Raw genomic sequence first — 24,075 nt, forward strand, 5'->3', positions numbered from 1 at the left:
CGTCATGGGATCGGGACTCTTCTTCTTCGTCGTCGGGCCGAGTGGCTCCGGCAAGGACACCCTGATCGAAGGGGCGAAGGCGGCTCTCGGTCCCTCCGGCCGCTACGTTTTCGCGCGCCGGGCCATCACCCGGCCCGCCGATGCGGGCGGGGAAGCGCACGAGGCCCTGAGCGTCGACCAGTTCGAAGCGGTGAGCGCCGCTCGCGGCTTCCTCCTTCAGTGGCAGGCCCATGGCCTGCGCTACGGCTTGCGCGCCGACCTTCTCGACGAGATGGCGGCAGGCCGGCACGTGGTGGCCAACGGCTCCCGCGCCATGGTGGCGGAATTGGCGGCCCACGTGCCCCACCTCGTGGTGGTGGAGATCACCGCCCCGGCGGAGGTGCTGGCGCAACGCCTGACTGGCCGCGGCCGGGAGGCGGCGGAGAACATCGCGGCGCGGCTGGATCGCAAGGTGCCGCCGTTTCCCGCGGGCGTCGCCGTGATCCAGGTGGCCAACGACAGCACGCCGCGCGCCGGTGTCGAGCGCTTCGTCGCCGCGCTGGAGGGGCAGGCTGCCCGTCTGCGCCTGGTGCGCATGCCCATCGAGACCGGCCGGCGCAACGTCGCCTTTCTTGCGCGCGGCTGCACCGTCGTCGCCGCGCCGGACTATCTCGGCCCCGGCCGGGTGGATCTGGCAGGGGAGAGACGCTCCATCCGCGCCGAGATCGCCCTGGTGTCCGACAGCCTGCTGGCACACGACGCTGTGGGCCTCTCGCAGGAGACCTTCGCCGCCCTCGGCCTGCCGGAAGGCGCCGAACTGGTGCTGACCCGCACGCCCGTTCCCGAGAGCCGCGCGGCCCTGCGCCGCAAGATCCGGGGCGAGGCGCTGGATGAACCTGCCTATGTCCAGGTGGTGGGCGACATCGTGGAGGGCCGCTATCCCGACAGCGAGGTGGCCGGCTTCCTGGTGGCGGCCGACCGCGGGCTGACCGACGGGGAGGTTCTGGCACTGGCCAAGGTGCGGGCCAGCTTCGCCAACCGTATCGTCTGGGGCGAGCCCATGGTGGTGGACAAGCACTCCATGGGCGGCATTCCCGGCTCGCGCATCACCATGATCGTGGTGCCCATCGTCGCCGCCCACGGCCTTGCCATTCCGAAGACCTCGTCGCGCGCCATCACTTCCGCCGCCGGCACGGCGGATGCCATGGAGACCCTGGCGCGGGTCGATCTGGACGCCGCCGAGGTGCGCCGGACGGTGGAGCGGGCGCGCGGCTGCATCGCCTGGAACGGCCGGCTCAGCCATTCCGCTCTGGATGACGTGATGAACGCCATCACCCGGCCGCTGGGGCTCGATTCGACCCGCTGGTCGGTGGCTTCCATCCTGTCCAAGAAACTTGCCGCCGGCTCCACTCACGTGGTGATCGACTTGCCGTTCGGCGCCCGCGCCCGGGTGAAGAGCGCGGCGGAAGCCGCAGAGATGGCGCGCCTGTTCGAGCAGGTGGGCGCAGGGCTCGGCCTGACGGTGGAGGCCATTCCCACCGATGGCAGCGGGCCCATCGGGCGCGGTATCGGCCCGGCGCTGGAGGTGCGCGATGTGTTGTGGGTGCTGGAGGGGCATCCCGACGCGCCGCCGGACTTGCGCGAGAAGGCGCTATTCTTCGCCAGCCGCATCCTGGCCTGGGACCCCGCCGTCGGACCGGCCAATGCCAGGGCCCGGGCCGAGGCGCTGCTGGCCTCCGGCGCGGCACGGGCGGCGCTGGAGCGCATCTGCGAGGCCCAGGGCCGTTGGAGCGAGCCGGTGCGGCCGGCCCGTCTCACCCGCACCGTGGTGGCCGCGACCACCGGCACAATCACGAACATCGACGGCTTCGCGGTGGCTGGAATTGCCCGCCTCGCCGGCGCGCCGCAGGACAAGGGCGCGGGCATCGATCTCAAGGCGCGCAGCGGCGATCACCTGCGTGCGGGCGACCCGTTGTTCGTGATCCACGCATCCTCCGCGGCGGATCTGGACGCCGCCGCGGCTCAGGCCGCCACCTTCGACGGCTTCACCTTCGACGCAGGCCGGGAAAGCGCAGCTTCCCGCTGAGAGCGAAGCCCCGAATCGAACCCGCTCCGAAGGTATTCGGGGCGGGTTTTTTGTGTTCGATCCACCGGCAGATGGTGCAGATTTCCTCGCGGACACTATTGGTCGCAACCTCCGCGCAAGTCTACGGGCGCACAACGCGAAAATGCCGTTCCTGCATACCGCCGAAAGGCGCTGCACCGGAGACCATGCGCGTGACCATCAAACGTTTGCTATCGCTTTCCATCTTTCTCATCGCCGCAATCGCTTGCGCGCTATCGCTCAACATGGCCATCGGCCAGTACGGCCGGCTGACGCTGGTGAACCAGGCGGACCTTCGCCTGCAATATATCCGCGCCCTGGCCGACGTCCCCCCGCTGATGAATGCGGAGCGCGGCCTGACCGTGCTGGTCCTCGGCACCATGACCGCCGAGCAGGCGAGCACCCGCAAGGATCTCGCCGACTATCGCGCGGCGACGGAGAAGGGCTTTGCCAAGATCCTCGCGGAAGCCAATGCGGCGCGCGGTGAACTGGCTGATGCGGATGCCATGGTGACCACCGCCGAGGAACTGCGGAGGGCCTACAAAGCGCTGCGGGACGCAGCCGACGCGAGCCTGGCGCAGCCGGTGGCCCAGCGCGGCAACGCCACCGCCGTCGTCACGCAGAGCGCCGGCACGATCAACAGCATCGCGACCCGCTCCATGGGCACGCAGATGCGTCTGCTCGCCGGCGCCAACGGTCTTGCCTATGCCTGGGGCAGCGTCGCGGCCAACGTCCTCGAGCTGCGCGACCAGGGCGGGCGTCTCGCCGGCCTGCTGCAGAACATCGTCGCCGCGCACAAGCCCGTCACCCCGGAGATCCGCACCGACTTCCTGGTCCTTCAGGGCCGGGTGGAGCAGGTCTGGGGCGGATTGTGGGAATTGCGCACGGTCACCAATGGCTCGCCCGCCTTCCTCCCCGCGCTGGAGAAGGTTGCGCGCGAAAATATCGAGTTCGCCGCCACCATGCGCCGCGAGATGATGCCCTATTTCGAAAGCGGCGACTTTCCCCTCGACGGCGCCGCCTTCCGCGAGAAGACCTTCCGCATCTGGGGGCCGGTGATCGAGCTGCGCGACGCGGCGCTGGACAGCGCCGATGCCGCCATCGACGTCGCCCAGAGCACGGCGCGGACCAATCTGACCTGGGCCATCGTCGGTCTCGTCGCGGTTGTGGTGGTCGTGGCCGGCGTGCTGGCTCTGGTCTCCCGCCGGGCGATCAAGCCGCTGGTGGAGATGACGCAGGCGGTGGGCCACCTCGCCGATGGCCAGCTCGACACCGTCATCCCGAGCGTCGGTCGCAAGGACGAGATCGGCGCCATGGCCACCTCGGTCCAGGTGTTCAAGGACAGTCTCATCCGCAACGCGGCGCTGGAGGCGGAGACGGTCGCCGCCCGCGAGCGGGCCGAGGCCGAGCGGCGCAAGGCCATGCACGAACTGGCGGACATGTTCGAACAGACCGTCGGCGGCATCGTCAGCGCGGTCGGTTCGTCCGCCGAGGCCCTGAAGGCCTCGTCCAATGTGCTCGCCCGCAGCGCGGACGACACCGCCGGCCGCTCCAACACCGTGGCGGCGGCGGCGGAAGAAGCGGCGGTGAACGTCAACGTCGTCGCGTCCTCGGCCGAGGAACTCGGCAGCTCCGTGCAGGAGATCGGCCGGCAGGTGGAGCAGGCGGCGGCCGTGTCGCTGACTGCCGTCGACGAGGCCCGCTCCACCGGCGAGATCGTCCAGGAATTGTCCTACGCCGCCAACAAGATCAGCAACATCCTGAGCCTGATCTCCAACATCGCCGGCCAGACCAACCTCCTGGCGCTCAACGCCACCATCGAGGCGGCCCGGGCCGGCGAGGCCGGGCGCGGCTTTGCGGTGGTCGCGGCCGAAGTGAAGGAACTCGCCGACCAGACCGCCAAGGCGACGGCGGAAATCTCCGGCCAGGTGGGTGCCATCCAGTCCTCGACCGGCAAGGCCGTGGAGGCCATCAGCTCCATCGCCTCAACCATCCAGGAGATGAACACCTACTCCAACGCGATCGCCGCCGCGGTGGCAGAGCAGGGCTCGGCCACCGGCGAGATCGTGCGCAGCGTGGCGCAGGCCTCGGCCGGCACGAGCGAAGTGACGGGCAACATCACCAGCGTCGCCCAGACCGCCCAGAGCGTCGGCGTGGCGGCGGGCGAGGTGCTCTCGCTCTCCACAAACCTGTCTGCCCAGGCCGACGCGCTGAGCACGGAGATGGAGCGCTTCCTCGCCACCGTCCGCGCGGCCTGAGGCTCACGGCTCGACACATCCGGAGGGCGGCCCCAGGGCCGCCCTTTTTTGTTTGTGCGTATCTCTTCTGCGCGGACCCGTCAGCCGACGGCGGGCTGACCGCCCCAGATCTGCGACAGATAGCTGGTGAAGACCTCGACGCTCGGGGACTGGACCGGCGTGACCCAGGCCGCGCACGTGAGCAGCTTGCCGGAGACGTCCTCCAATTCGCGAATGACGATGCCGCGCCGCTGCACGTTGCGCACGCAACTGGCATAGACGCTCACCCCGGCGCCCGCCGCGACCAGCCCGAAGATGCCTTCGGAGGAGGAGGCTTCCTGCACGATGTCCGGCGTGAAGCCGGCACGGTGGCACAGCGAGAAGAACTGGTTGCGGAACGCGCCCCAGTTCTCGCCCGAGCCCAACACGAACGGCTCGCCGGCAAGGTCCGCCAGCTTGAGGCTGCGCACGTTGGAGAGCGGGTGGGTGATAGGCAGCAGCGCCACGTAGCGGTCACTGTCGAACGTGTAGCTCGCCATGCCCGGCTGGTCCACGGGACCGATCATGAAGCCGATGTCGATCCGGTCCGCCAGCAGCGCCTCGTGCTGCTTCAGCGTTGCGATGAATGACAGTTCGAGCCGGATGTCGGGACGCAGGCGGCTGAAGGAGCGCAGGAACTCCGGCAATCGGCCGTTGATGGCGAAATCCATGTAGCCGATGCGCAGCACGCCGGTTTCCCCGCTGGCGGTACGCCGCGCAAGCGAAACGGCGCGCTCCAGCCGCTCAAGGGCGAGGCGCGCCTCGGCGAGGAACGCCTTGCCCGCCTCGGTCAGCTCCACCGACCGGGTGGTGCGGCGGAACAGCGGCACGCCCACTTCCCGTTCCAGCTCGCCGATCAGCCGGCTCATGCCCGGCTGAGTCATGTTCAAACGATCGGCGGCGCGGCTGAAGTGCAGCACCTCGGCCAAAGTGATGAAGCTGCGGACGTGGCGGAGATCGAAGCGCATCGATAATTCATATCACGAACGATATGAATAGCATCGAAATAAGAATTTCACCTTCTCTATCCGCAGGCCCCATCGTTGCGGTCAAGCGCTGCACGCAAAGCGCGCCCACCAAACGGGGACGACAGAGATGGCATTCGACGCGGAACTCGACGCAGCCCTTTCGGCTGCCTTTGCCCAGGCCAGCGCACTCTATCAGCGCAACGGCTTCCAGCGGCGCGTGGGCTTCGGCCGCCGCCCGGCGCTCATCAACGTGGACCTCGCCAACGCCTGGACCCGGCCCGGCAATCCGTTCACCTGCGAGAAGATCGACGAGGAGATCATTCCCGGCGTGCAGGCGCTGCTGGCGGCCTGCCGGCGGAACGGGCACCCGGTGGTGCATGTGACCACCTGCTACCAGGTGACCGACCGCGACAGCGACGCCACGGACATGGGCCTGTGGCACGAGAAGATCCCGGTCGAGGTGGTGGCGCAGGACAAGCCCGAGCTCTGGGCCATCGACAGCCGCATCGAGCCCGTTCCCGGCGAGCAGGTGCTGATCAAGAAGCGGGCGTCCGCCTTCCACGGCACCTATCTCGCCGGCTTCCTGCGCGCCAACAACGTGGACACCATCCTCGTCACCGGCGTCACCGCCTCGGCCTGCGTGCGCACCACGCTGTGCGACGGTCTCGCCGAGGGCTTCCGCACCATCGCGGTGAAGGAATGCATCGGGGATCGCGTGCCGGGCGCGGTGGCCTGGAACCTGTTCGACATCGACGCCAAGTTCGCCGACGTGGAACCGCTCTCCCGTTGCATTTCCTATCTGGACGAGGTGGGCACGCGCGCAGCCGCCTGACCCGTCCCGCGTACGCCAGTCCACCCAATAAAATAATCCAGAGGCGGATATGACGAAAACCAACGATACTCTGTTCGGCACTCCCTCGCGCCGCGCCGTCCTTGCGGGCCTCGGCCTCGGGGCCGGTGCCGCGTTCCTCGGCGCGCCGCGCCTCGCCGGTGCCGCCGAAGGCACGCTGGTGGTCTCCAACTGGGGCGGAGACTGGAACGAGCGCACCATCAAGTTCGTCGAGGCGCCGCTGGTCGAAAGCCAGGGCATCAAGATCGTGCGCGACCTCGGCATGGAGCCGGAGCGCAAGGCCAAGCTGATCGCGGAGAAGCGCCTGCGCCGCGGCAGCATCGATGTCATCCATATCAATGAGGGCGACAGCGTCGAACTGAACAGCCAGGACGTGCTGGCCGACATCGATTTCGCCAAGGTGCCCAATTACACCGACGTGGTGCCGGCGCTGAAGTCCAAGCCCTTCTTCGTGCCGTGGCTCTATAGCGGCGTGTCCATCATCTACAACAAGGACAAGGTGCTGAACCCGCCCAAGTCCTATGCGGAGCTGTGGGACAAGAAGTGGGCCGGCAAGATCGGCCTCACCAACCAGCTCTATTTCAACTACATCATGATGGCTGGTCTGATTAAGGGCGGCACCGTCACCAACACCGAGGAAGGCAAGAAGCGGCTGATCGAGCTGAAGGAGCTCACCCAGCCCCGCCTCTATGCCGCCCACCAGCAACTGGCGGCGGGCCTTGCCACCGGCGAGGTGGACATCGCGGTCAATTACAAGGCGCGTGGCCTGCAGTGGGCTAATGACGGCGCGCCGCTGGCGATCCAGTATCCCGGCGAAGGCGCCATCGCCGTGATGTTCGGCGCGGCTCTGCCGAAGCGGGCGCCGAGCCCGGACCTTGCCTACATCTATTTCAACGCCATGCTGGACCCCAAGGCCATGGCCGGCCTTGCCGGCGCGAGCTTCTATGCGCCCGCCAATGCCAAGGCGGACCTCTCCCCCGAGCTCAAGGCGAAGATCGACTTCACGGCGGCGGAAGCGGCGGCGCTGAAATTCCCCGATTACGAGCACGTGGCCAAGAACACGGCCGAATGGCTGGAATGGTGGAACAAGAACATCGCCCGCTGAGTCCGCGCGCCATGTCCGCCTCCACCGTCAAAGCCCCATCGGACAAGGTCCCGTTGGACCTGGAGCTGCCCGCGCCCCGCGCGCGGGCAGGCCGGCGCGTCTCGCCCGCCGTCGGGCTGGCCGGGCCGGCGACGCTGTTCGTGCTGCTGGCCCTGGTCGCGCCGCTCGCCCTGATGTTCCGCTACAGCCTCAACCGCTTCGTGCCGGGACAGCTCATGGTCGAGGCGCTGACCCTCGCCAATTACCAGAAGTTCTTCACCGACAGCTTCTACCAGGAGGTGCTGGGCACCACGGTGTGGGTGTCGGCTCTGTCCACGGCGCTGTGCCTGCTGGCGGGGTTTCCCGTCGCCTATCTGCTGGTGCGGCACACGGGGCCGAAGTGGAAGCCGCGCCTGCTCATCCTCATCATCCTGCCGCTGCTCATGGGCAATGCGGTGCGCACCGCCGCCTGGATGGTGATCCTGGGCGACAAGGGGCTGTTCAACGCCAGTCTCCAGGTCCTCGGCCTGTCGCCGCTCAAGCTCATGTACACCCCGACCGCCGTGGTCATCGGCCTCGTGTCGGTGATGCTGCCGTTCATGATCGTGACGCTGCAGAGCGTGATCGAGGGCATCGACGAGAACCTGGAATCCGCGGCCGCCAGCCTTGGCGCCAGCCACGGCGTCGTTCTGCGCAGAGTCGTGCTGCCGCTGGCGCTGCCGGGCATCCTGGCCGGCACCATGCTTTGCTTCATCCTGTCCATGAACGCTTATGCGACGCCGGTGCTGATCGGCGGCCCGAGCTTCCACATGATGGCGCCCACCGTCTACCAGCAGGTCGCCAAGGCGATGAACTGGCCGTTCGGCGCGGCGCTGGCCTTCGTGCTGATGGCTGTCACCCTGGTGCTGACCACCACCGCCAATGTGCTGGTGCAGCGGCGCTACCGGCGCTGGAGCGAATGATGGGACATCTCGCCATCCGCCGGCTCTACGCGGGCATCTCCGTCCTGGTGCTGGGCTTCGTGCTCCTCCCGCTGGTCGTGATCGTCTGGGTGAGCTTCTTCGAGAACCGCATCCTGTCCTTCCCGCCCACCGGCTATTCCCTGTCCTGGTATGTCCGGGCCTGGGAGCAGGAGGCGTTCCGCAACGGCTTCCTCACCAGCGTGGAGACGGCGCTGTGCGCGGTCGCCATCTCGCTGGCGCTCGGCGTGCCCGCGAGCCTCGCCCTGGTGCGCTATCGCTTCCCCGGCCGCGATGCCATCCAGACCCTGCTGCTGGCGCCCATGATCGTGCCGGGCATCGTCGGCGGCGCCGCCCTGTTCATCGCCTTCATCGAGCTGGAGGTGCTGCTGGACATGGATGTGTCCGGCACGCTGGGCGGGCTGCTGATCGCCCACGGGCTCATCGCGCTGCCCTGGACGGTGCGGCTCGTCACCGCCGGCCTTGCCGGGGCCAACCGCTCCTGCGAGGAGGCGGCCGCGTCCCTCGGGGCGGCGCCGCTCCTGGTGTTCTGGCGGGTCACGCTGCCGATGATCCGCCCCGCCATCGTGGCGGCGGCGCTGTTCTCCTTCGTCATCTCCTTCATCGATCTGGAGAAGTCGATCTTCCTGGTGGGGCCGGGCCGTACCACCCTCCAGATCGCGCTGGTCTCCTATCTGGAGTGGAACCTCGATTCCACGGTGGCGGCGGTCGCCGCCGTGCAGATCCTCATCATCGGCACGCTGCTCATCGTCAGCGACCGCTACGCCAAACTCGCCCGCGCCTTTTGAGCGTCCGGGCCCCGAACGCGGGTGCATCCATGTCCGAGGTTGTCCTTAACGCCATCGTCAAGCGCTACGAACACATGGTGGCGGTGGACCATGTCTCGCTGTCCATCGGCCAGGGGGAATTGGTGGCGCTGCTCGGCCCGTCCGGCTGCGGCAAGACCACGACGCTGCGCATGGTCGGCGGCTTCGTGCCCGTCACCGAGGGGCGCATCACGGTCGGCGGGCGCGATGTCACGCACCTGCCGCCTCATAAGCGCAACATGGGCTTCGGCTTCCAGAACTACGCGCTGTTCCCGCACATGACCGTGGCGCAGAACGTTGCCTTCGGGCTGGAGATGCGCAAGCTGTCGAAGGCCGACATCGCTGCGAAGGTCAGGATCGCGCTGGACCGGGTCCGTCTCGGTCATCTCGCCGAGCGCCTGCCCAAGCAGCTGTCCGGCGGGCAGCAGCAGCGCGTGGCGCTCGCCCGCGCCCTGGTGATCGAGCCCGACGTGCTGCTGTTGGACGAGCCGCTGTCCAATCTCGATGCCCAGCTCCGCCAGGAGATGAAGCTGGAGATCCGGCAGATCCAGCAGTCGCTGGGCATCACCACCATCTTCGTGACGCACGATCAGGACGAGGCCCTCTCGGTGGCCGACCGCGTGGTGGTGATGCGCGCCGGCCGCATCGAGCAGGAGGGCACGCCGGACGAGGTGTTCGCCACGCCGCGCTCGCATTTCGTCGCCGAGTTCATGGGCGTGACCAATCTCTTGGCCGGCCGTCCGGAAGCGGGCGGCTTCCGCCTCGCCAGCGGCGAGGTGGTGCCGGTGCGCGTCGCGGACAATGGTGGCGAGCAGGCGCTCGCGGTGCGCCCGGAGCGCATCGCGCTTGCGCCCGGCGAAGGCGGGGAGGGCGGCCTTGCGGGCCGCATCGAGCTTGCCACCTATCGCGGCCTCGTCATCGACTATCAGGTGCGCGCGCCGTCCGGCCTGACGCTCACCGCCCGCTGCCCGTCCCCCGCCGCCGGCGGCCCTCGTCAGCTCAGCGCCGGGGACATGGTCCGCGTGTCCTGGCGGCCCGAGGCGGCCGTCCTGGTGCCGCTCTGAATATCCCTTCTCCCGTTCCATCCCGCGTTTTCACAAAAGGAAGTGTTCCCGTGTCCACGCTCCATGACAGACTGGTCGTCATCGACGGCCTCATCATCTCCGACTTCGGCCGCCCGGTGTTCGAGGACATGCGCAAGGGCGGGCTGACCGCCGCCAACTGCACCTGCTGCGTGTGGGAGAACTTCACCGAGACCATGCGTAATGTCGCCAAGTGGAAGGAGCATTTCCGTGCTCATGGCGACCTGATCTCGCAGGTCTACACCACCGCGGACATCCTCAAGGCCAAGGCCGAGAACAAGACCGGCATCATCCTCGGCTGGCAGAACACCAGCGGCATCGAGGATCATATCGAGTATCTCGAACTGTTCCACGAGTTGGGCATCCGGATCATCCAGATGACCTACAACACGCAGAATTTTGTCGGTTCCGGCTGCTATGAGAGCACCGACAGCGGGCTCTCCGATTTCGGCCATGACGTCGTCGCCGAGATGAACCGCCTCGGCATCCTGTGCGACCTCTCGCACGTCGGCCCGAAGACCTCGGAGGACGTGATCCGCGCCTCCAAGCAGCGCGTGGCCTATTCCCATTGCCTGCCGGCGGGCCTCAAGGAGCACAAGCGCAACAAGAGCGATGAGCAGTTGCGCTTCATCGCGGAGAAGGGCGGCTTCGTCGGCGTGACCATGTTCCCGCCCTTCCTGAAGAAGGGGCCGAACGCCACCGTCGCCGATTATGTGGAGGCGATGGAATACGTCATCAACCTCGTGGGCGAGGACATCGTCGGCGTGGGCACCGACTTCACGCAGGGCTTCGACAAGCCCTTCTTCGACTGGATCACCCACGACAAGGGCTTCGGCCGCAAGCTCACGGACTTCGGCGCGGTCATCAATCCGGAAGGCTTCCGCGAGATCGGCGACTTCCCGAACCTCACCGCCGCCATGGAGCAGCGCGGCTGGTCCACGGCGCGCATCGAGAAGGTGATGGGCGGGAACTGGCTGCAACTGCTGAAGGACGTGTGGGGCCGCTGAGCCCCGCACGCTCGACCGCGCCCTGACCAAGGGCGTGGTCCACCTGTCCCTGTAAGCAAGGAGCCGTCTCTTGGCCAAGCCTGAAATCGAACTCGACGTCGATCCCGACACTGGGCGCTGGTACGCCGACCAGATGCCGATGATCCTGGTGCCGCAGCACTTCTACAACAACAACCACTTCGCCATCGAGGGCGCGCTCGGGGCGGAAGCGTTCAATTCCGCCCTCGCGCCGGCCGGGCACAAGTCGGCCTATGTCTGGTGCAAGAAGCAGAGCGAAGTGTACGGGCTCGACGGCGTGGACGTCTTCGCCCACTACATGAAGCGCCTGTCGCAGCGCGGCTGGGGCAAGTTCTCCATCCTCGCCATCGACCCGGTGGCGGGCACGGCGACCGTGCGGCTCAACCATTCCTCATTCGTCACCGACGAGACCCGCAGCGCCGGCCGGAAGCTCTGCTACATGTTCGCCCCCTGGCTGGCGGGCGCGCTGGAATTCGTCTGCGAGCAGGCCGGTGCGCCGAGAAAGCTGCAATCGCAGGAAGTGCAGTGCGCGGCGGAAGGCCATGCCTTCTGCCTGTTCGAGGTCACGCCCCAGGCGGCGTGACCTCCAGATCCTTCCAGGCCCAAGTCCCAGAACGCGCCTCAAGGCGCGCACGACGCCTTCCATCCAACAGGGGAACAGACGATGACGGATCAGGTCCGCATTTCACGCCGCGCCGCCCTCCGGGGCCTCGGCGCTCTCGCCGCCGCGCCGCTCGCCGCGCCGGCGGTGATCACCCGCTCGCTGGCGGCGGGCGAGACGCTGGTGGTCTATAATTTCGATGGCCTGCTGGGCAAGGTCATCAAGGACCACTGGATCGATCCGTTCGCGCAGAAGGCGGGCGTGAAGGTCGAGGTCCTGACTATGCAAGGCTCCTCTCCTCCCATGGCCAAGATCAAGGCGCAGGTGGATGCGGGCCGCCCCGACGCCGACGTCATCCCCATGCAGATGACGGACTATGTGTTCGGCGTGCGGAACAACCTGTTCCAGACCATCGACGCCAAGGACATTCCCGAATACGCCAACCTGTACCCCAGCTACATCACGCCGCATGGGCCGAAGCTGGTGCTCTGGAGCTACGGGCTCGCCTACAACACCGACAAGATCAAGACGGCGCCGACCAAGTGGGCGGACCTGTGGGACCCGCAGTACAAGGGCAAGGCGGCGCTCAACGAGGCGCTGTTCGACCAGGCGCTGGAGATGGTCAACCTCGTCGCCAAGGGCAAGCCGCTGCCGGTGGACGACGAGACCTTCGCCTATCTCACCAAGCTGCGTCCCAACCTTGCGACGCTGTGGACCACGGGGGCCCAGGCCGAGCAGCTTATCCGCTCCGGCGAGGTCTGGATCATGCCGGTGTGGAACGGGAGGGTCTATCCGCTGAAGGACCAGGGCGTGCCGATCGATTTCGTCAGCCCGCAGGAAGGCTTTTTCACCCGCGCCGATCCATTCTGCATCCCGCGCGGCGCGCGCAATCCGGATCTCGCCAAGGCCTTCATCGACTTCTCCTGCACGGTCGCCCCGCAGCAGGCGCTGGCGGAGAAGCTGTTCTACGCCTCGCCCAACAAGAAGGTGGTCTATTCGCCTGAGATCGCCAAGCGCGTGGTGGTGTCGACGCCGGAGGAACTGGCCCGCGCCGTGCCGGAGAATTACGAGCTGATCGTCGACAACCTGCCGGACTGGCGCCGGCGCTGGGACGCCTGGAAGCAGAGCTGAGGCGGAGAACCCCCATGGCGCTCCGTGCGGGCCGGCGATTGTCGTGGTGGGGGCTGCTGGTCCCCACCGTGCTGCTCTATGCCCTGATCTTCTTCGTCCCGCTCGGGGTGCTGGTGGGGGAAAGCCTGCGGGCCGGCTCGGACGGGCCGCTCTCGGGCGTCAATTATAGTGCCTTCTTCAGCGACGGCGTGACCCTGGGCATCTTCCTGCGCACCGTGCGCCTGTCGCTGCTCATCACGCTCGCCTGCGTGCTGCTGGGCTATCCGCTGGCGCTGTTCATGCGGCGGGCGGGGCCGGCGCTGCGCCTGGTCGCGCTCGCCGTTGTGGTCTCGCCGCTGCTCACCAGCGTCGTGGTGCGCAACGTCGCCTGGCTGCTGGTGCTGGGGCGGGAAGGCATGGTGAACACGCTGCTGCGCCAGGCCGGACTGATCGATGCCCCCTTGCCGCTGCTCTACAACACCTTCGGCGTTGTGGTCGGCGTCACCCACGTCTACCTCGCCTTCCTGGTGATGCCGGTGTTCTCCTCTCTCCTGTCCATCGACCCGTCCCTGGAGGATGCCGCCGCCAGCCTCGGCGCGTCGCGCACCACGGTGTTCTGGCGGGTGACCCTGCCGCTGAGCTTTCCCGGCCTGATCGCCGGGACGACGCTGGTGTTCGTCCTGTCCATGGGCGTCTACCTGACGCCGGTGATCATGGGCGGCAGCTTCGTCACCACCTTGCCCATGGTGATGACCGATCTGGTGCGCAACCAGTTCGACTGGCCCCGGGCGGCGGCGTTCGCCATCGTCCTGCTGGCCTTCATCGCCTTGGTTCTGGGCCTGTCCAGCCGGGCGGAACGACGGATCGAGCGCATGCGCGGGGAGGGGATGTGATGCCGGATAACAAACGGCCGCTCGGCCTCATCGTCAGCGTGGTCGCGGTGCTCGTGATGGCGTTCCTGATCCTGCCCCAGCTCATCCTGCTGGTGCAGTCGTTCACGGCGGAGGATTACCTGTCCTTTCCGCCGCGGGCCTATGGCCTGCGCTGGTATGCCTTCATCTTCGAGGACCCCACCTGGCGCAAGGCGCTGGGCACCAGCCTGCTGGTGGCCGGGGTGGTGACGCCGCTGGCGCTGGTCTTCGGTACCGCCGCCGCCATCGGCCTCGATCGCGGGCCGGTGCTGGTGCGCAAGGCCATGCGCACCGCTCTCGTCTCGCCCATGGTCCTGCCCCATGTGGTGCTGGGCATGGCCATCTACCGCGTGTTCCTGCCGCTGCGCTTCGACGACACGCTGGGCGGCTTTATGGCTGCCCATCTGGTGCTCTGCATCCCTTATGTGATCGTGACCGTGGGGGCGAGTCTCCAGGCGTTCGACCGCACGCTGGAGCAGGCGGCCGCCAGCCTCGGCGCGCCGCTTGGCGTGGCGCTGTGGCGGGTGACGCTGCCGCTGATCCGCCCGGGCATCGTCGGCGGCGCGGTGTTCGCCTTCATCACCTCGTTCGACGAATTCATCGTCACCTACTTCCTGGCGAGCCGGCAGACCACCGCGCCGATCCAGATCTTCTCCAGCCTGTCCTACCAGCTGGAGCCGTCCATCGCGGCGGTCTCCGGGCTGACCCTCGTCATCACCGCCGCCCTTTCGGGCGTGCTCATCCTCCGAGGCGGGATGACGGGGAAGGGCGCCATCGCCTGACGGCCAGGACCGAGCGGCACAGCGCCGGGTTGGTGTCGAAACCCCGGTTGCGCCGCTTACATATCTGATATACCAGTTGCGCATCGACACGGGACGGCGACCGGCACAGGCTGGCGGATCGTCCCGGCGAGCGTGAGGAAACGACCATGCGACGCCGGCTACCCGCTGGCCTCCCCATGACCTGGGGCGGCGAGGGGAGCCGCGGGCTGACCGCGGCCAACATCATCCATCAGCACCTGCGGGACGAGATCGTCTCGCTGCGCCGCGCGCCCGGCGCGGTGATCTCCGAGAAGGACATCGCCGCCGCCCATGGCGTGAGCCGCACCCCCGTGCGCGAGGCGCTGCTGCGTCTTGCCGACGAGGGGCTGGTGGAAATCGCGCCGAAATCAGGCACCTTCGTCTCCCGCATTCCCGTCGGCGCGTTGCCCGAGGCCATCGTCGCCCGCATGGCGCTGGAGGAAGTCACCGCCCGCACCGCCGCGCTCAACGCCAGCGGCAGCGCCGTCTCGGGCCTGCGCGCCATCCTGGAGCGCCAGGCGGAGGTGGCCGCCGCCGAAGATCATGCCGGCTTCCACGACGCGGACGAGGCTTTCCACCAAGCTGTCGCGGATGCCGCCCGCTATCCCGGCATCTGGCGCATGGTGCAGCAGCTCAAGACGCAGGTGGACCGCTTCCGCCACCTCACCTTGCCGCAGCCGGGCCGCATGGGCCGGGTGATCGAGGAGCACCGGGCCGTGGTGGATGCCATCGCCGCCCACGACCCGGATGGGGCCGCCGCCGCCATGCGCCGCCATGTGGAGGGACTGCGCGCCAGCCTGGGAGAGATGCGCGACGTCAATCCGGGCTTCTTCGACGGTGACGTCAGCGAGGCCGGCATGTCCATGCCGGCAGCCGACCGGCTTCGCCCATGAAGTACAAGTTCGACTTCGGCGCCCTGGTCGAATACTGGCCCCAGCTCCTAGACGGTGCGCTGGTGACGCTGGAGATGACCGCCATCTCCACCGTGTCCGGCCTGGCCTTCGGCACGCTGGTGGCCATCGGCCGGCGCTCGCACAACCGCGCTTTGTCGCGGTTGTGCGGGGCCTACGTGGAGACGGTGCGCAACACGCCGTTCCTCATCCAGCTGTTCTTCATCTATTTCGGCCTCGCCTCGGCGGGGCTGCGGCTGCCGGTGTTCGTGGCGGCGGTCATAGCCATGGTGTTCAACGTCGCCGCCTATACGGCGGAGATCGTGCGCGCCGGCATGGATGCGACGCCGCGCGGCCAGCTGGAGGCGGCGGACAGCCTCGGCATGTCCACGCCGCAGATCTACTGGCACATCGTCCTGCGGCCCGCCCTGGAGCGGGTCTATCCCGCGCTCACCGCGCAATACATCCTGATGATGCTGGCCACCTCGGTGACCTCGCAGATCTCGGTGGAGGAACTCACCGGCATCGCCAACAACGTCCAGTCCAACACCTTCCGCTCGTTCGAGACCTTCATCGTGGTGGCGGTGATCTATCTGGTGCTGACGCTGATCCTGAAACTGGCCTTCTGGCTGCTCGGCCTCGCGCTCTTCACGCGGCGCCGGCGCCTTGGCACGAGCCTTTAGGAGCGCGCCATGGCCCAGCCCTTCACCCTCGCCCATATCGGCTACATGCTCGATGGCCTGCTCTGGACGGTCATCCTGTCCGCGCTGGCCTTCGCGCTCGGAGGCGTCGCCGCCTTCGGCGTCATGCTGCTGCGCATCTCGCGCTTCCGCGCGGTGCGGCTCGGCGCCTTCGTGGTGGTGCAGATCATCCAGGGCATCCCGCTGCTGGTGATCCTGTTCGCGGTCTATTTCGGTCTCGGCATCTTCGGCATCCAGGTGCCCCCGCTCGCCGCCGCGGGCATCGCCATGATGATCTATTCCGCCGCCTTCCTCGCCGAGATCTGGCGCGGCTGCGTGGAGGCGGTGCCGCGCACCCAGTTCGAGGCCGCCGAATGCCTCGCGCTGACCCGCTGGGAGGCGCTCACCAAGGTGATCCTGCCCCAGGCTTTGCGCCTCGCCACGCCGCCCACCGTGGGCTTCATGGTGCAGGTGGTGAAGAGCACCTCGCTCGCTTCCGTGGTGGGCTTCGTCGAGCTGACCCGCGCGGCCCAGATCATCAACAATTCCACCTTCCAGCCGTTCCTCGTGTTCGGGATCGCCGGCGCGCTCTATTTCGCGGTGTGCTGGCCCCTGAGCGCCTGGAGCCGCGTGCTCGAAAGGAAGCTCCATGTCGGCCGTCATTGAGCTGAAGGACGTTCACAAGAGCTTCGGCCTGGTGGAGGTGCTCAAGGGCGTCTCACTGAGCGTCGCGCGCGGCGAGGCCATCGCGGTCATCGGCCGTTCGGGGTCGGGCAAGTCCACGGCGCTGCGCTGCGTCAACCGGCTGGAGACCATCCAGTCCGGCGAGATCACCGTGTGCGGCCATCCGGTGCACGATCCCAGGCTCGACGTGCGCAAGCTGCGGCTGGACGTGGGCATCGTGTTCCAGAGCTACAACCTCTTCCCGCACCTGACGGTGGAAGAGAACATCATGCTCGCCCCGGTGACGGTGAAGAAGCTACGCAAGGCGCAGGCCCGGGACCTGACCGCCGAGGCCCTGGCGCGGGTTGGGCTGGCGGAGAAGGCGCAGGCCTATCCCGAGCAATTGTCCGGCGGACAGCAGCAGCGCGTCGCCATAGCGCGCTCGCTCGCCATGCAACCGCAGGTGATGCTGTTCGACGAGGTGACCTCGGCGCTCGATCCGGAACTGACCGGCGAGGTGCTCCGCGTCATGGAGGATCTGGCCAAGGGCGGCATGACCATGCTGGTGGTGACCCACGAGATGGGCTTCGCCCGCCGGGTCGCCGACCGCATCGTCTACATGCACCAGGGGCGGGTGTGGGAGGTGGGCGACGGCACCATGCTCGCCAATCCGCAGACCCCGGAATTGCGCGCCTTCATGTCCCACGACCTCTGATCCGGCGCGTTCCGTTTTCGCGCACATGCGCAAACCCGGCGCAGACCGGGACCCAGGGAAGGTAAACAGAAGGAGGATATCCCATGCGACTTTTGAAATTCGGTGCCGTCGCTCTTGCCGCCGCAAGCCTCATGCTCGGCGTGGCGCCCGCCGCCCGGGCCGACCAGCTGGACGACATCCTGAAGGCCAAGAAGATCCGCGTCGCCGTGGTGCTCGGCACGCCGCTCTTCTCCTTCGCCGGGCCGGATCTGAAGCCCACCGGCTCGGACGTGGAAACCGCCCGCATGCTGGCCAAGGACATGGGCGTCGAGGTGGAATGGGTGGAAATCACCACCGCCGCCCGCGTGCCCACCATCCAGACCGGCAAGGCCGACATCCTGGTGGCCAGCCTCGGCATTACCCCCGAACGCAAGAAGGTGGTGGACTTCTCCATCCCCTACGCCACGCTGGACATCATCGTCGCCGCGCCCGAAGGCGCGGCCATCAAGGATTATGCGGACCTGACCGGCAAGCGCGTCGGCCTCACCCGCGCCACGGTGAACGACCAACTCGTGACCGCCAATGCCAAGGGCGCGGAGATCGTCCGCTTCGAGGACGATGCGACGCTGATCTCGGCGGCGGTGTCGGGGCAGGTGGACATCGTCTCCACCCAGCCGCCGCTGGTGGCGCTGATGAACGAGAAGCGCCCCGACCGCCCGCTCAAGACCAAGTTCGTCATGCGCGAGCTGAACCTGGGCATCGCCCTGCCGCAGGGCGAGCCGAAGCTGAAGGCCTGGCTCGACGACTGGATCCGCAAGAACATGGCGAACGGTGCTCTGCCGACCATGTTCGCCAAGTTCCACGGCCGCGAACTGCCGAAGGACCTGGCCGACCGCGTGGTGAACTGAACGCCCAGAACAATGCGCGGCTCCGGGCTCGGCCCGGAGCCGCCGTCTCTTTGACGGGGGCTTCTTCAAAAATACATCGAACCATGTCGGAATGCCGCTCGGCCGTGCGTCCTCCGTGACGTAAGCCCAGCAGGGAGGAAGCCCATGTCGCCGACCCATGGCAGGTTCGCCTGGTACCAACTCGCCACCACCGACACGCAAGCCGCCGGCACCTTCTATGAGACCGTGGTCGGATGGACCGGCCGCGACGCCGGCGTCGGCGACCTGTCCTACACCCTGCTGGCCGCGAAGGGCGTCGACGTGGGCGGCATGATGACCCTCTCGGCGGAGCTGGCGCAGGCCGGCGTGCCGCCGCACTGGATGGGGTATGTGGAGGTGGACGACGTGGATGCCTCCACCGCGAAGGCCGCCTCCCTCGGCGCCACGATCCACGCCGAGGCCCACGATATTCCCGACGTCGGCCGCTTCGCGGTCCTCGCCGATCCGCAGGGCGCCGTCTTCGCGCTGATCCGCTGGTTCGACGGCAAGGGGCCGCCGGTGACCGCGCCCGGAACCATGGGCGCGGTGGGCTGGCACGAACTGATGGCGACCGACTGGCAGGCCGTCTTCCCCTTCTATGCGGAGCTGTTCGGCTGGACCAAGGGCGAGGCGATGGACATGGGCCCCATGGGCACCTACCAGCTCTTCAACCATGACGGCCAGTCCATCGGCGGCATGTTCACCAAGCCGCCGGCGGTGCCGGCGCCATTCTGGCTCTTTTACGCGCAGGTGCCCGCCATCGATGCGGCGGTCAAGGCCATCACGGCCGCCGGCGGCGCCATCATGACCGGGCCTACGGAAGTCCCCGGCGGCGCCTGGATCGTCCAGGCGAGGGACCCGCAGGGCGCGATGTTCGCCGTGGTCGCGCCGCCGGCCGGTGCCGGCTGCGCCGCCTGAACCGGCTCAGGCCGCCGCGAAATTCGGGTTGGCGGGACGCGCCAGCCCGAGATGATCGCGTAGCGTGGTGCCGGCATAGTCGGTGCGGAACAGCCCGCGCTGTTGGAGGATCGGCACCACGAGGTCGACGAAATCCTCGAATCCCTGGTGGAAATAGGGCGGCATCACGTTGAAGCCGTCCGCCGCCCCGGTCTCGAACCAGTCCTGCAACGTGTCGGCGATGCTTTCCGCCGAGCCGCACAGCACCCAGTGGCCGCGCGCGGCGGCGACCAGATTGTAGAGATCGCGCAGCGTCATCTGCTCGCGCCGGGCCTTGGCCAGCATCACCCCGGTGAAGGAATGATAGGTGTCGGCCTTCGGCAGTTCCGGGATCGGGCCGTCGAGCTCATAGGCGCTCATGTCCACGCCGAAGCGCTCCGACAGCATGCCGAGGGCGTTGCTGGAATTCACATGGCTCATCAGCGCGTTGAGCTTGTCCCGCGCCTCCCGGTCGGTACGGCCCACCACCGGCATCACGCCCGGCAGCACGCAGACGTCCTCCGGGCGGCGGCCGAGCGCAGGCAGGCGGGCTTTCAGCGCCGCATAGCCGGCGCGGGCCTCGTCGATGTCCTGCACCACGGCGAACACCAGATCGGCGGTGCGGGCGGCCAACTGCTGGCCGGGCTCCGAGCCGCCGGCCTGCGAGATGACCGGATGACCCTGCGGCGCGCGGCCGATGTTGATCGGCCCCTTCACCTTGAAGAAGGCGCCCTCATGGTCGAGCGGCTTGACCTTGGCGGGATCGATATAGCGGCCGGAGGCGCGGTCGGCGACGATGGCATCGTCCGCCCAGCAGTCCCACAGCCCCTTCACCACGTCGAGGAACTCGCCGGCGATCTCATAGCGCCGGGCATGGTCGGGGTGCAGCGTGCCGAAATTGGCCGCGGCGGCCGGGGCGGCGGTGGTCACCGCGTTCCAGGCGGCGCGGCCGTGGCTGATATGGTCGAGCGAGGCGAAGGCCCGGGCCACGGTGAACGGGTCCGAATAGGTGGTGGAGACGGTGGCGCCGAGCCCGATGCGGCTCGTCGCCCGCGCCACCGCCGAGAGAAGGGTCAGCGGTTCGAGCCGGGCGGTGTAGGAGGGGTGGGCGGCGGGGTCGGCATTCAGGTTGTCGCCCATGAAGATCAGGTCGAACTTGCCGCGCTCGGCGGTGCGGGCGATCTCGCATACCGCGTCGATGTCCTGGAAGCTGTCCACGGCGCCGGGCATGCGCCAGCCCGCGATGTGGCTGCCCGTGCCGAGGAGGAACAGGCCGAGATGCATCTGCCGCGTCATGGGATCACTTCCAGAAGATGATGCGCCGTTCGGCGAAGCCGACGAGGCCGAAGAAGGCGAGGCTGGCGGCGGAGGCGACAAAGATGGCGCCCCACACCTGGACGAAATCGATCTGCAGCACCGCCTGGTAGATCACCCAGCCGAGCCCGCCATAGGCGCCCAGCATCTCGGTGACGATGGCGACGATGATCGCCCGCACGGTGGAGACCCTGAGGCCCGCCGCCATCAGCGGCAGCGCGGTCGGCAGGCGCAGCCGCCACAAGATGGCGAGCCGCCCGGCGCCGAAGCTGCGCAGCAGGTCGACGGAGCGCCGGTCCACCCGGTCGAAGCCGGCCAAGGTGGAGAGGAAGACGGTGAAGCTCACCGCCAGCGCCACCATGACGAACTTGGACGGCATGCCGATGCCGAACCACAGCAGGATCAACGGCGAATAGGCCACCACCGGCACGGAATTGATCGCGGTGGCCGCCGGCAGCAGCACCGCGCGCGTGGGCGGGACGAGGGTGATGACGACGGCGAGCGTGACGCCGATCAGCGCGCCGATCACATAGCCGACCACGGCCTCGGTGAGGGTGAAGCCGGCGGCGGTGAACAGGATCGACCGCTTGGCATAGATGCTGGCAAGAATGTCGCTCACCGCCGGCAGCGTATAGGACGGCAGATGGAAGCCGCGCGCGATCCCTTCCCAGGCCAGCACGAACAGCACGATGCCGAGCACGCCGCGCTGGAGCGCGCACCCGCCGGCGCGCGGGGCGGCGGCGATCACCTCTGGAGCGGCGCTCATTGTTCCGCCCCCCAGAAGACGAGGACGCGCTCGGCCCCGGCCACGGCGGCATAGAAGCCCGTGCCCAGAAGGGCGGAGACCAGCAGGGTGGCCCAGATGCTCACCACATTCTCCGTATACATGCCCTGCAGCAGCAGGACGCCGAGCCCGACCGTGTCGCCGAACCACTCGCCCACGATCGCGCCCACCAGGGCCAGCGAGGAGGCGAGGCGCAGCGCCACGAAGATCTGCGGCAGAGCGGTGGGAAACTGCAGGCGCGTCATGAGCTGGAGCGGGCTGGCGCCGAACGAGCGCAGCAGCGCTTCCTGGCGCGGGTCCACGCTTTCCAGCCCCAGCAGGGTGTTCACCGTCACCGGGAAGAAGGTGAGGTAGAAGGCGATGGCCGCCTTGGCGAACAGCGTGTTGCCGAACCACAGCACCACCAGCGCGCCGAAGGCGATGACCGGAATGGTCTGCGACACGATGAACAGCGGGAAGACCAGCTCCCGCAACGCGCGGGCGCGGAAGAACAGGAGGCCCATGCCGATGCCGAACAGGGCACCGGAGGCAAAGCCGATCAGCGTCTCGCTCAGGGTGCGCAGGAAGCCCTGGATGTAGGGCGCCGGCGTCTGCACCAGCGCGGCGAGGATGACCGTCGGGCGCGGCAGGTAGTAGGGGCGGATGCCGAACAGCACCACCAGGGCCTCCCAGGCGGCGAACACCGCCAGGAGGATGGCGAGCCCGCGCGCCAGACGGCCCAGGGGGCCGAGCAGGCGCAGCGCGGCGGAACCACCCGGCGTAACCGCCGGGTGGGTGAGGGGGGATGCGCTCACGGCTTGCGATCCGCCAGCGGAATGGCTTCCAGGAAGCTGGTGTTGAAGGTGGCGGCGAGGTCCACCGGCTTGGAGATCACCTTGGCGTCCACGAACAACTGCTGGGTGACCTTCACCGCGTCCATGTCGATCCAGAACAGGCCTTTCTCAGGCACCTTGCCGGCCACCATCAGCTTCTTGGCCTCGGCCAGCTGGAATTCCTGGTGGGCGCGGTCCAGGGTCGGGGCGATGGCCATCACGGTGTCCACGGCGCCCTTGGGATCGTTGAAGGCGTCCTTCCAGCCCTTCATGGAAGCACGCAGGAAGGCCTTCACCAGCTCGGGCTTCTCCTTCGCGGTGGTCTCGGAGACGATCAGCGTGTCACGCGGGAAGGTGATGCCGCTGTCCTCGGCGACGAAGGTGCGCAACTTCTCTTCGCCCATGCGGGTTTTGATCGTGTAGTACTCATTGTAGCGGGTGGCGGTGATGACATCGACCTGGCCGTCGACGAACGGCGTCACGCTGACCTGCTGCGGCTGGATGGTGACGAGCGCGGGGTCGATGCCGTTCTTGGCCAGGATGGCGTTGAGGACGTGGTTGGCGCCGGTGAACCAGGTGGTGACCGTCTTGCCCTTGAAGTCCTGGATGGTCTTGATCGGGCCGTCGGCGCGGGCGACGAACACGAACGGCGTCATCTGGTGGGCGATGCCGATGCAGACGATGGGCAGGTTCTTGTCGCGGGCGGCGAACACGCTGTCGAGCCCGCCCGACAGGCCGAAAGTGTCGGCGCCGGTGGCCACCAGATTTTCCGCCAGAAGGTTCGGGCCGCCCGGATTGATGGTGAGGTCGATGCCCTCGTCCTTGTAATAGCCCTTGGCGGCGGCGACGTAGAAGCCGGCGAACTGGGTTTGCGGCAGCCACTTCAGGCGCAGCGTCGCCTTGGTGAGGTCGGCGGCGGGCGCCGCGGTGACCGCGCCGCCGAGCAGCGCCACGCCGGCGGCGAGCGCTGCAAGCACATTACGTCTGTTGGTCATCAGCTGTGTCTCCGGAAGGAAGGCGGGTTGGTGTTCTTATTGGCGGTAGGAGGGGTCTTCGCGGTCGAGCTGTCGCATCAGAGCGGGCCATTCCCGCTCGCCGGCGATGAGGATGTCGCCATGCTGCTCCCAGAACTGCCGGGCGGCGCGCTCATTGACCTCGTGCGGCGGGATGACCAGCTTCACGCCTGAGGCGCAGGCCGCCTGCATGGCCAGCTGGATCTTCGCCGCCCGCTCGAAATAATACAGCAGCATGAAGGCCTCGCCCGGCGTGCGGCCGACGGTGAGGATGCCGTGGTTGCGCATCAGCATCACCTTGTGCGCGCCGAGGTCGCGCACGAGCCGCTCCTGCTCGTCGAGGTCGATGGCGACGCCCTCGTAATCGTGGAACGCCTGCCGGTTGTAGAAGCGCATGGCGAACTGGCTGAGCGGCAGCAGGCCTTCTTCCTGGCCCGAGACGGCGACGCTGGCGTCCGAATGGGTATGCAGCACGCAGGCGGCGTCGTGGCTGGTCTTGTGGATCGCCGCATGGATCACGAAGGCGGCGAGGTTCACCTCATAGGGGGTGTCCTGGAGCTTGCGCCCCTCGGTATCGATCTTCACCAGGCTGGAAGCGGTGATCTCGCTGAACAGCAGGCCGTAGGGATTGATGAGGAACTGGCCCTCATGGCCGGGCACGCGGGCGGAGATGTGGTTGTAGATCAAATCGTCGAGGCCGAGCCTGGCCACCATGCGGTAGCAGGCGGCGAGCTTGACCCGCACGTCCCATTCGGCGGCGTCCATGCCGGCGGGAATGGCAGGAGTT

At 67.8% G+C, this 24,075-nt stretch carries 24 protein-coding genes; 18 read left to right on the forward strand and 6 right to left on the reverse strand.

All coding sequences use genetic code 11. The annotated features are described in order from the left end of the window. Window positions 1–4 precede the first annotated feature (4 nt). Window positions 5–2,065: a phosphonate metabolism protein/1,5-bisphosphokinase (PRPP-forming) PhnN gene (gene phnN / locus YU1_RS29265; protein ID WP_051356820.1), complete on the forward strand. Its 2,061-nt coding sequence runs from the start codon at window positions 5–7 to the stop codon at window positions 2,063–2,065. Between the two features lie 191 nt (window positions 2,066–2,256). Next, complete coding sequence (locus tag YU1_RS0112800; RefSeq protein WP_029004417.1) at window positions 2,257–4,341, forward strand: methyl-accepting chemotaxis protein; 2,085 nt, start codon at window positions 2,257–2,259, stop codon at window positions 4,339–4,341. 80 nt (window positions 4,342–4,421) lie between these two features. On the opposite strand, the gene YU1_RS0112805 is transcribed toward YU1_RS0112800, so the two are convergent. Beyond that, on the reverse strand, window positions 4,422–5,327 hold the full coding sequence (locus tag YU1_RS0112805) for a LysR family transcriptional regulator (RefSeq protein ID WP_029004418.1): 906 nt from the start codon (window positions 5,325–5,327) through the stop codon (window positions 4,422–4,424). Window positions 5,328–5,454: 127 nt separating this feature from the next. Here YU1_RS0112805 and YU1_RS0112810 point away from each other — a divergent pair, with 127 nt between their 5' ends. The 16 genes from YU1_RS0112810 (at window position 5,455) to YU1_RS0112885 (ending at window position 19,347) form a co-directional block, all read left to right on the forward strand. Next, complete coding sequence (locus YU1_RS0112810) at window positions 5,455–6,159, forward strand: isochorismatase family protein (protein ID WP_029004419.1); 705 nt, start codon at window positions 5,455–5,457, stop codon at window positions 6,157–6,159. A 49-nt stretch (window positions 6,160–6,208) separates the two neighbouring features. After that, on the forward strand, window positions 6,209–7,282 hold the full coding sequence (locus YU1_RS0112815; RefSeq protein ID WP_029004420.1) for an ABC transporter substrate-binding protein: 1,074 nt from the start codon (window positions 6,209–6,211) through the stop codon (window positions 7,280–7,282). An 11-nt stretch (window positions 7,283–7,293) separates the two neighbouring features. Next, the gene (locus YU1_RS0112820; protein ID WP_084539839.1) at window positions 7,294–8,223 is read left to right on the forward strand and encodes an ABC transporter permease; all 930 of its coding nucleotides are present in this window, start codon (window positions 7,294–7,296) and stop codon (window positions 8,221–8,223) included. After that, a complete protein-coding gene (locus tag YU1_RS0112825) occupies window positions 8,223–9,029 on the forward strand; it encodes an ABC transporter permease (RefSeq protein WP_029004422.1) in 807 nt (268 codons plus the stop codon). The genes YU1_RS0112820 and YU1_RS0112825 overlap by 1 nt, the downstream gene beginning before the upstream one ends. Before the next feature lie 29 nt (window positions 9,030–9,058). Continuing rightward, window positions 9,059–10,111: an ABC transporter ATP-binding protein gene (locus YU1_RS0112830; protein WP_029004423.1), complete on the forward strand. Its 1,053-nt coding sequence runs from the start codon at window positions 9,059–9,061 to the stop codon at window positions 10,109–10,111. 50 nt (window positions 10,112–10,161) lie between these two features. Next, on the forward strand, window positions 10,162–11,136 hold the full coding sequence (locus tag YU1_RS0112835; RefSeq protein WP_029004424.1) for a dipeptidase: 975 nt from the start codon (window positions 10,162–10,164) through the stop codon (window positions 11,134–11,136). A 70-nt stretch (window positions 11,137–11,206) separates the two neighbouring features. Further along, window positions 11,207–11,737: a 4-vinyl reductase gene (locus YU1_RS0112840; protein WP_029004425.1), complete on the forward strand. Its 531-nt coding sequence runs from the start codon at window positions 11,207–11,209 to the stop codon at window positions 11,735–11,737. Window positions 11,738–11,818: 81 nt separating this feature from the next. Continuing rightward, on the forward strand, window positions 11,819–12,886 hold the full coding sequence (locus tag YU1_RS0112845) for an ABC transporter substrate-binding protein (RefSeq protein WP_029004426.1): 1,068 nt from the start codon (window positions 11,819–11,821) through the stop codon (window positions 12,884–12,886). Window positions 12,887–12,900: 14 nt separating this feature from the next. Continuing rightward, entirely contained in the window at window positions 12,901–13,758 is an 858-nt protein-coding gene (locus tag YU1_RS0112850) for an ABC transporter permease (protein WP_029004427.1), read from the forward strand. Next, entirely contained in the window at window positions 13,758–14,558 is an 801-nt protein-coding gene (locus tag YU1_RS0112855; RefSeq protein ID WP_029004428.1) for an ABC transporter permease, read from the forward strand. Before YU1_RS0112850 ends, YU1_RS0112855 begins: the two co-directional genes overlap by 1 nt. Before the next feature lie 146 nt (window positions 14,559–14,704). Next, window positions 14,705–15,469 carry a GntR family transcriptional regulator gene (locus YU1_RS29270; RefSeq protein WP_245263316.1) on the forward strand — a complete coding sequence of 255 codons (765 nt, stop codon included), beginning with the start codon at window positions 14,705–14,707 and terminating at the stop codon, window positions 15,467–15,469. Further along, the gene (locus YU1_RS0112865) at window positions 15,466–16,149 is read left to right on the forward strand and encodes an amino acid ABC transporter permease (protein ID WP_029004429.1); all 684 of its coding nucleotides are present in this window, start codon (window positions 15,466–15,468) and stop codon (window positions 16,147–16,149) included. Before YU1_RS29270 ends, YU1_RS0112865 begins: the two co-directional genes overlap by 4 nt. 9 nt (window positions 16,150–16,158) lie before the next feature. Continuing rightward, window positions 16,159–16,812, forward strand: a complete 654-nt coding sequence (locus YU1_RS0112870; protein WP_029004430.1) for an amino acid ABC transporter permease — start codon at window positions 16,159–16,161, stop codon at window positions 16,810–16,812. Beyond that, entirely contained in the window at window positions 16,796–17,524 is a 729-nt protein-coding gene (locus tag YU1_RS0112875) for an amino acid ABC transporter ATP-binding protein (protein WP_029004431.1), read from the forward strand. The genes YU1_RS0112870 and YU1_RS0112875 overlap by 17 nt, the downstream gene beginning before the upstream one ends. Before the next feature lie 83 nt (window positions 17,525–17,607). Then, window positions 17,608–18,411, forward strand: a complete 804-nt coding sequence (locus YU1_RS0112880; RefSeq protein WP_029004432.1) for a transporter substrate-binding domain-containing protein — start codon at window positions 17,608–17,610, stop codon at window positions 18,409–18,411. A 144-nt stretch (window positions 18,412–18,555) separates the two neighbouring features. Continuing rightward, a complete protein-coding gene (locus tag YU1_RS0112885; RefSeq protein WP_029004433.1) occupies window positions 18,556–19,347 on the forward strand; it encodes a VOC family protein in 792 nt (263 codons plus the stop codon). A 6-nt stretch (window positions 19,348–19,353) separates the two neighbouring features. Here the strand turns inward: YU1_RS0112885 and YU1_RS0112890 are convergent, their stop codons facing one another. The 5 genes from YU1_RS0112890 to YU1_RS0112910 are packed head-to-tail and all read right to left on the reverse strand — an operon-like array spanning window position 19,354 to window position 24,053. Next, window positions 19,354–20,661 carry an LLM class flavin-dependent oxidoreductase gene (locus YU1_RS0112890; RefSeq protein ID WP_029004434.1) on the reverse strand — a complete coding sequence of 436 codons (1,308 nt, stop codon included), beginning with the start codon at window positions 20,659–20,661 and terminating at the stop codon, window positions 19,354–19,356. Window positions 20,662–20,665: 4 nt separating this feature from the next. Next, window positions 20,666–21,445 carry an ABC transporter permease gene (locus YU1_RS0112895; protein ID WP_156922106.1) on the reverse strand — a complete coding sequence of 260 codons (780 nt, stop codon included), beginning with the start codon at window positions 21,443–21,445 and terminating at the stop codon, window positions 20,666–20,668. Further along, window positions 21,442–22,257, reverse strand: coding sequence for an ABC transporter permease (locus YU1_RS0112900; protein ID WP_029004436.1), 816 nt, complete (start codon window positions 22,255–22,257; stop codon window positions 21,442–21,444). Before YU1_RS0112900 ends, YU1_RS0112895 begins: the two co-directional genes overlap by 4 nt. Further along, window positions 22,254–23,270, reverse strand: coding sequence for an ABC transporter substrate-binding protein (locus YU1_RS0112905; protein ID WP_029004437.1), 1,017 nt, complete (start codon window positions 23,268–23,270; stop codon window positions 22,254–22,256). The genes YU1_RS0112900 and YU1_RS0112905 overlap by 4 nt, the downstream gene beginning before the upstream one ends. Window positions 23,271–23,306: 36 nt before the next feature. Then, entirely contained in the window at window positions 23,307–24,053 is a 747-nt protein-coding gene (locus YU1_RS0112910) for a class II aldolase/adducin family protein (protein ID WP_035715239.1), read from the reverse strand. Window positions 24,054–24,075 lie beyond the last annotated feature (22 nt).

The sequence above is a fragment of the Azorhizobium doebereinerae UFLA1-100 genome (genome assembly GCF_000473085.1).
Classification (GTDB): domain Bacteria; phylum Pseudomonadota; class Alphaproteobacteria; order Rhizobiales; family Xanthobacteraceae; genus Azorhizobium; species Azorhizobium doebereinerae.

Excerpts from the sequence above, each read along its gene's own strand:
- phnN (WP_051356820.1), top strand. The coding sequence starts at position 5 with ATGGGATCGGGACTCTTCTTCTTCGTCGTCGGGCCGAGTGGCTCCGGC.
- YU1_RS0112805 (WP_029004418.1), bottom strand. The coding sequence starts at position 5,327 with ATGCGCTTCGATCTCCGCCACGTCCGCAGCTTCATCACTTTGGCCGAG.
- YU1_RS0112810 (WP_029004419.1), top strand. The coding sequence starts at position 5,455 with ATGGCATTCGACGCGGAACTCGACGCAGCCCTTTCGGCTGCCTTTGCC.
- YU1_RS0112815 (WP_029004420.1), top strand. The coding sequence starts at position 6,209 with ATGACGAAAACCAACGATACTCTGTTCGGCACTCCCTCGCGCCGCGCC.
- YU1_RS0112820 (WP_084539839.1), top strand. The coding sequence starts at position 7,294 with ATGTCCGCCTCCACCGTCAAAGCCCCATCGGACAAGGTCCCGTTGGAC.
- YU1_RS0112825 (WP_029004422.1), top strand. The coding sequence starts at position 8,223 with ATGGGACATCTCGCCATCCGCCGGCTCTACGCGGGCATCTCCGTCCTG.
- YU1_RS0112830 (WP_029004423.1), top strand. The coding sequence starts at position 9,059 with ATGTCCGAGGTTGTCCTTAACGCCATCGTCAAGCGCTACGAACACATG.
- YU1_RS0112845 (WP_029004426.1), top strand. The coding sequence starts at position 11,819 with ATGACGGATCAGGTCCGCATTTCACGCCGCGCCGCCCTCCGGGGCCTC.
- YU1_RS0112850 (WP_029004427.1), top strand. The coding sequence starts at position 12,901 with ATGGCGCTCCGTGCGGGCCGGCGATTGTCGTGGTGGGGGCTGCTGGTC.
- YU1_RS0112855 (WP_029004428.1), top strand. The coding sequence starts at position 13,758 with ATGCCGGATAACAAACGGCCGCTCGGCCTCATCGTCAGCGTGGTCGCG.
- YU1_RS29270 (WP_245263316.1), top strand. The coding sequence starts at position 14,705 with ATGCGACGCCGGCTACCCGCTGGCCTCCCCATGACCTGGGGCGGCGAG.
- YU1_RS0112865 (WP_029004429.1), top strand. The coding sequence starts at position 15,466 with ATGAAGTACAAGTTCGACTTCGGCGCCCTGGTCGAATACTGGCCCCAG.
- YU1_RS0112870 (WP_029004430.1), top strand. The coding sequence starts at position 16,159 with ATGGCCCAGCCCTTCACCCTCGCCCATATCGGCTACATGCTCGATGGC.
- YU1_RS0112875 (WP_029004431.1), top strand. The coding sequence starts at position 16,796 with ATGTCGGCCGTCATTGAGCTGAAGGACGTTCACAAGAGCTTCGGCCTG.
- YU1_RS0112880 (WP_029004432.1), top strand. The coding sequence starts at position 17,608 with ATGCGACTTTTGAAATTCGGTGCCGTCGCTCTTGCCGCCGCAAGCCTC.
- YU1_RS0112885 (WP_029004433.1), top strand. The coding sequence starts at position 18,556 with ATGTCGCCGACCCATGGCAGGTTCGCCTGGTACCAACTCGCCACCACC.
- YU1_RS0112890 (WP_029004434.1), bottom strand. The coding sequence starts at position 20,661 with ATGACGCGGCAGATGCATCTCGGCCTGTTCCTCCTCGGCACGGGCAGC.
- YU1_RS0112895 (WP_156922106.1), bottom strand. The coding sequence starts at position 21,445 with ATGAGCGCCGCTCCAGAGGTGATCGCCGCCGCCCCGCGCGCCGGCGGG.
- YU1_RS0112905 (WP_029004437.1), bottom strand. The coding sequence starts at position 23,270 with ATGACCAACAGACGTAATGTGCTTGCAGCGCTCGCCGCCGGCGTGGCG.
- YU1_RS0112910 (WP_035715239.1), bottom strand. The coding sequence starts at position 24,053 with ATGGACGCCGCCGAATGGGACGTGCGGGTCAAGCTCGCCGCCTGCTAC.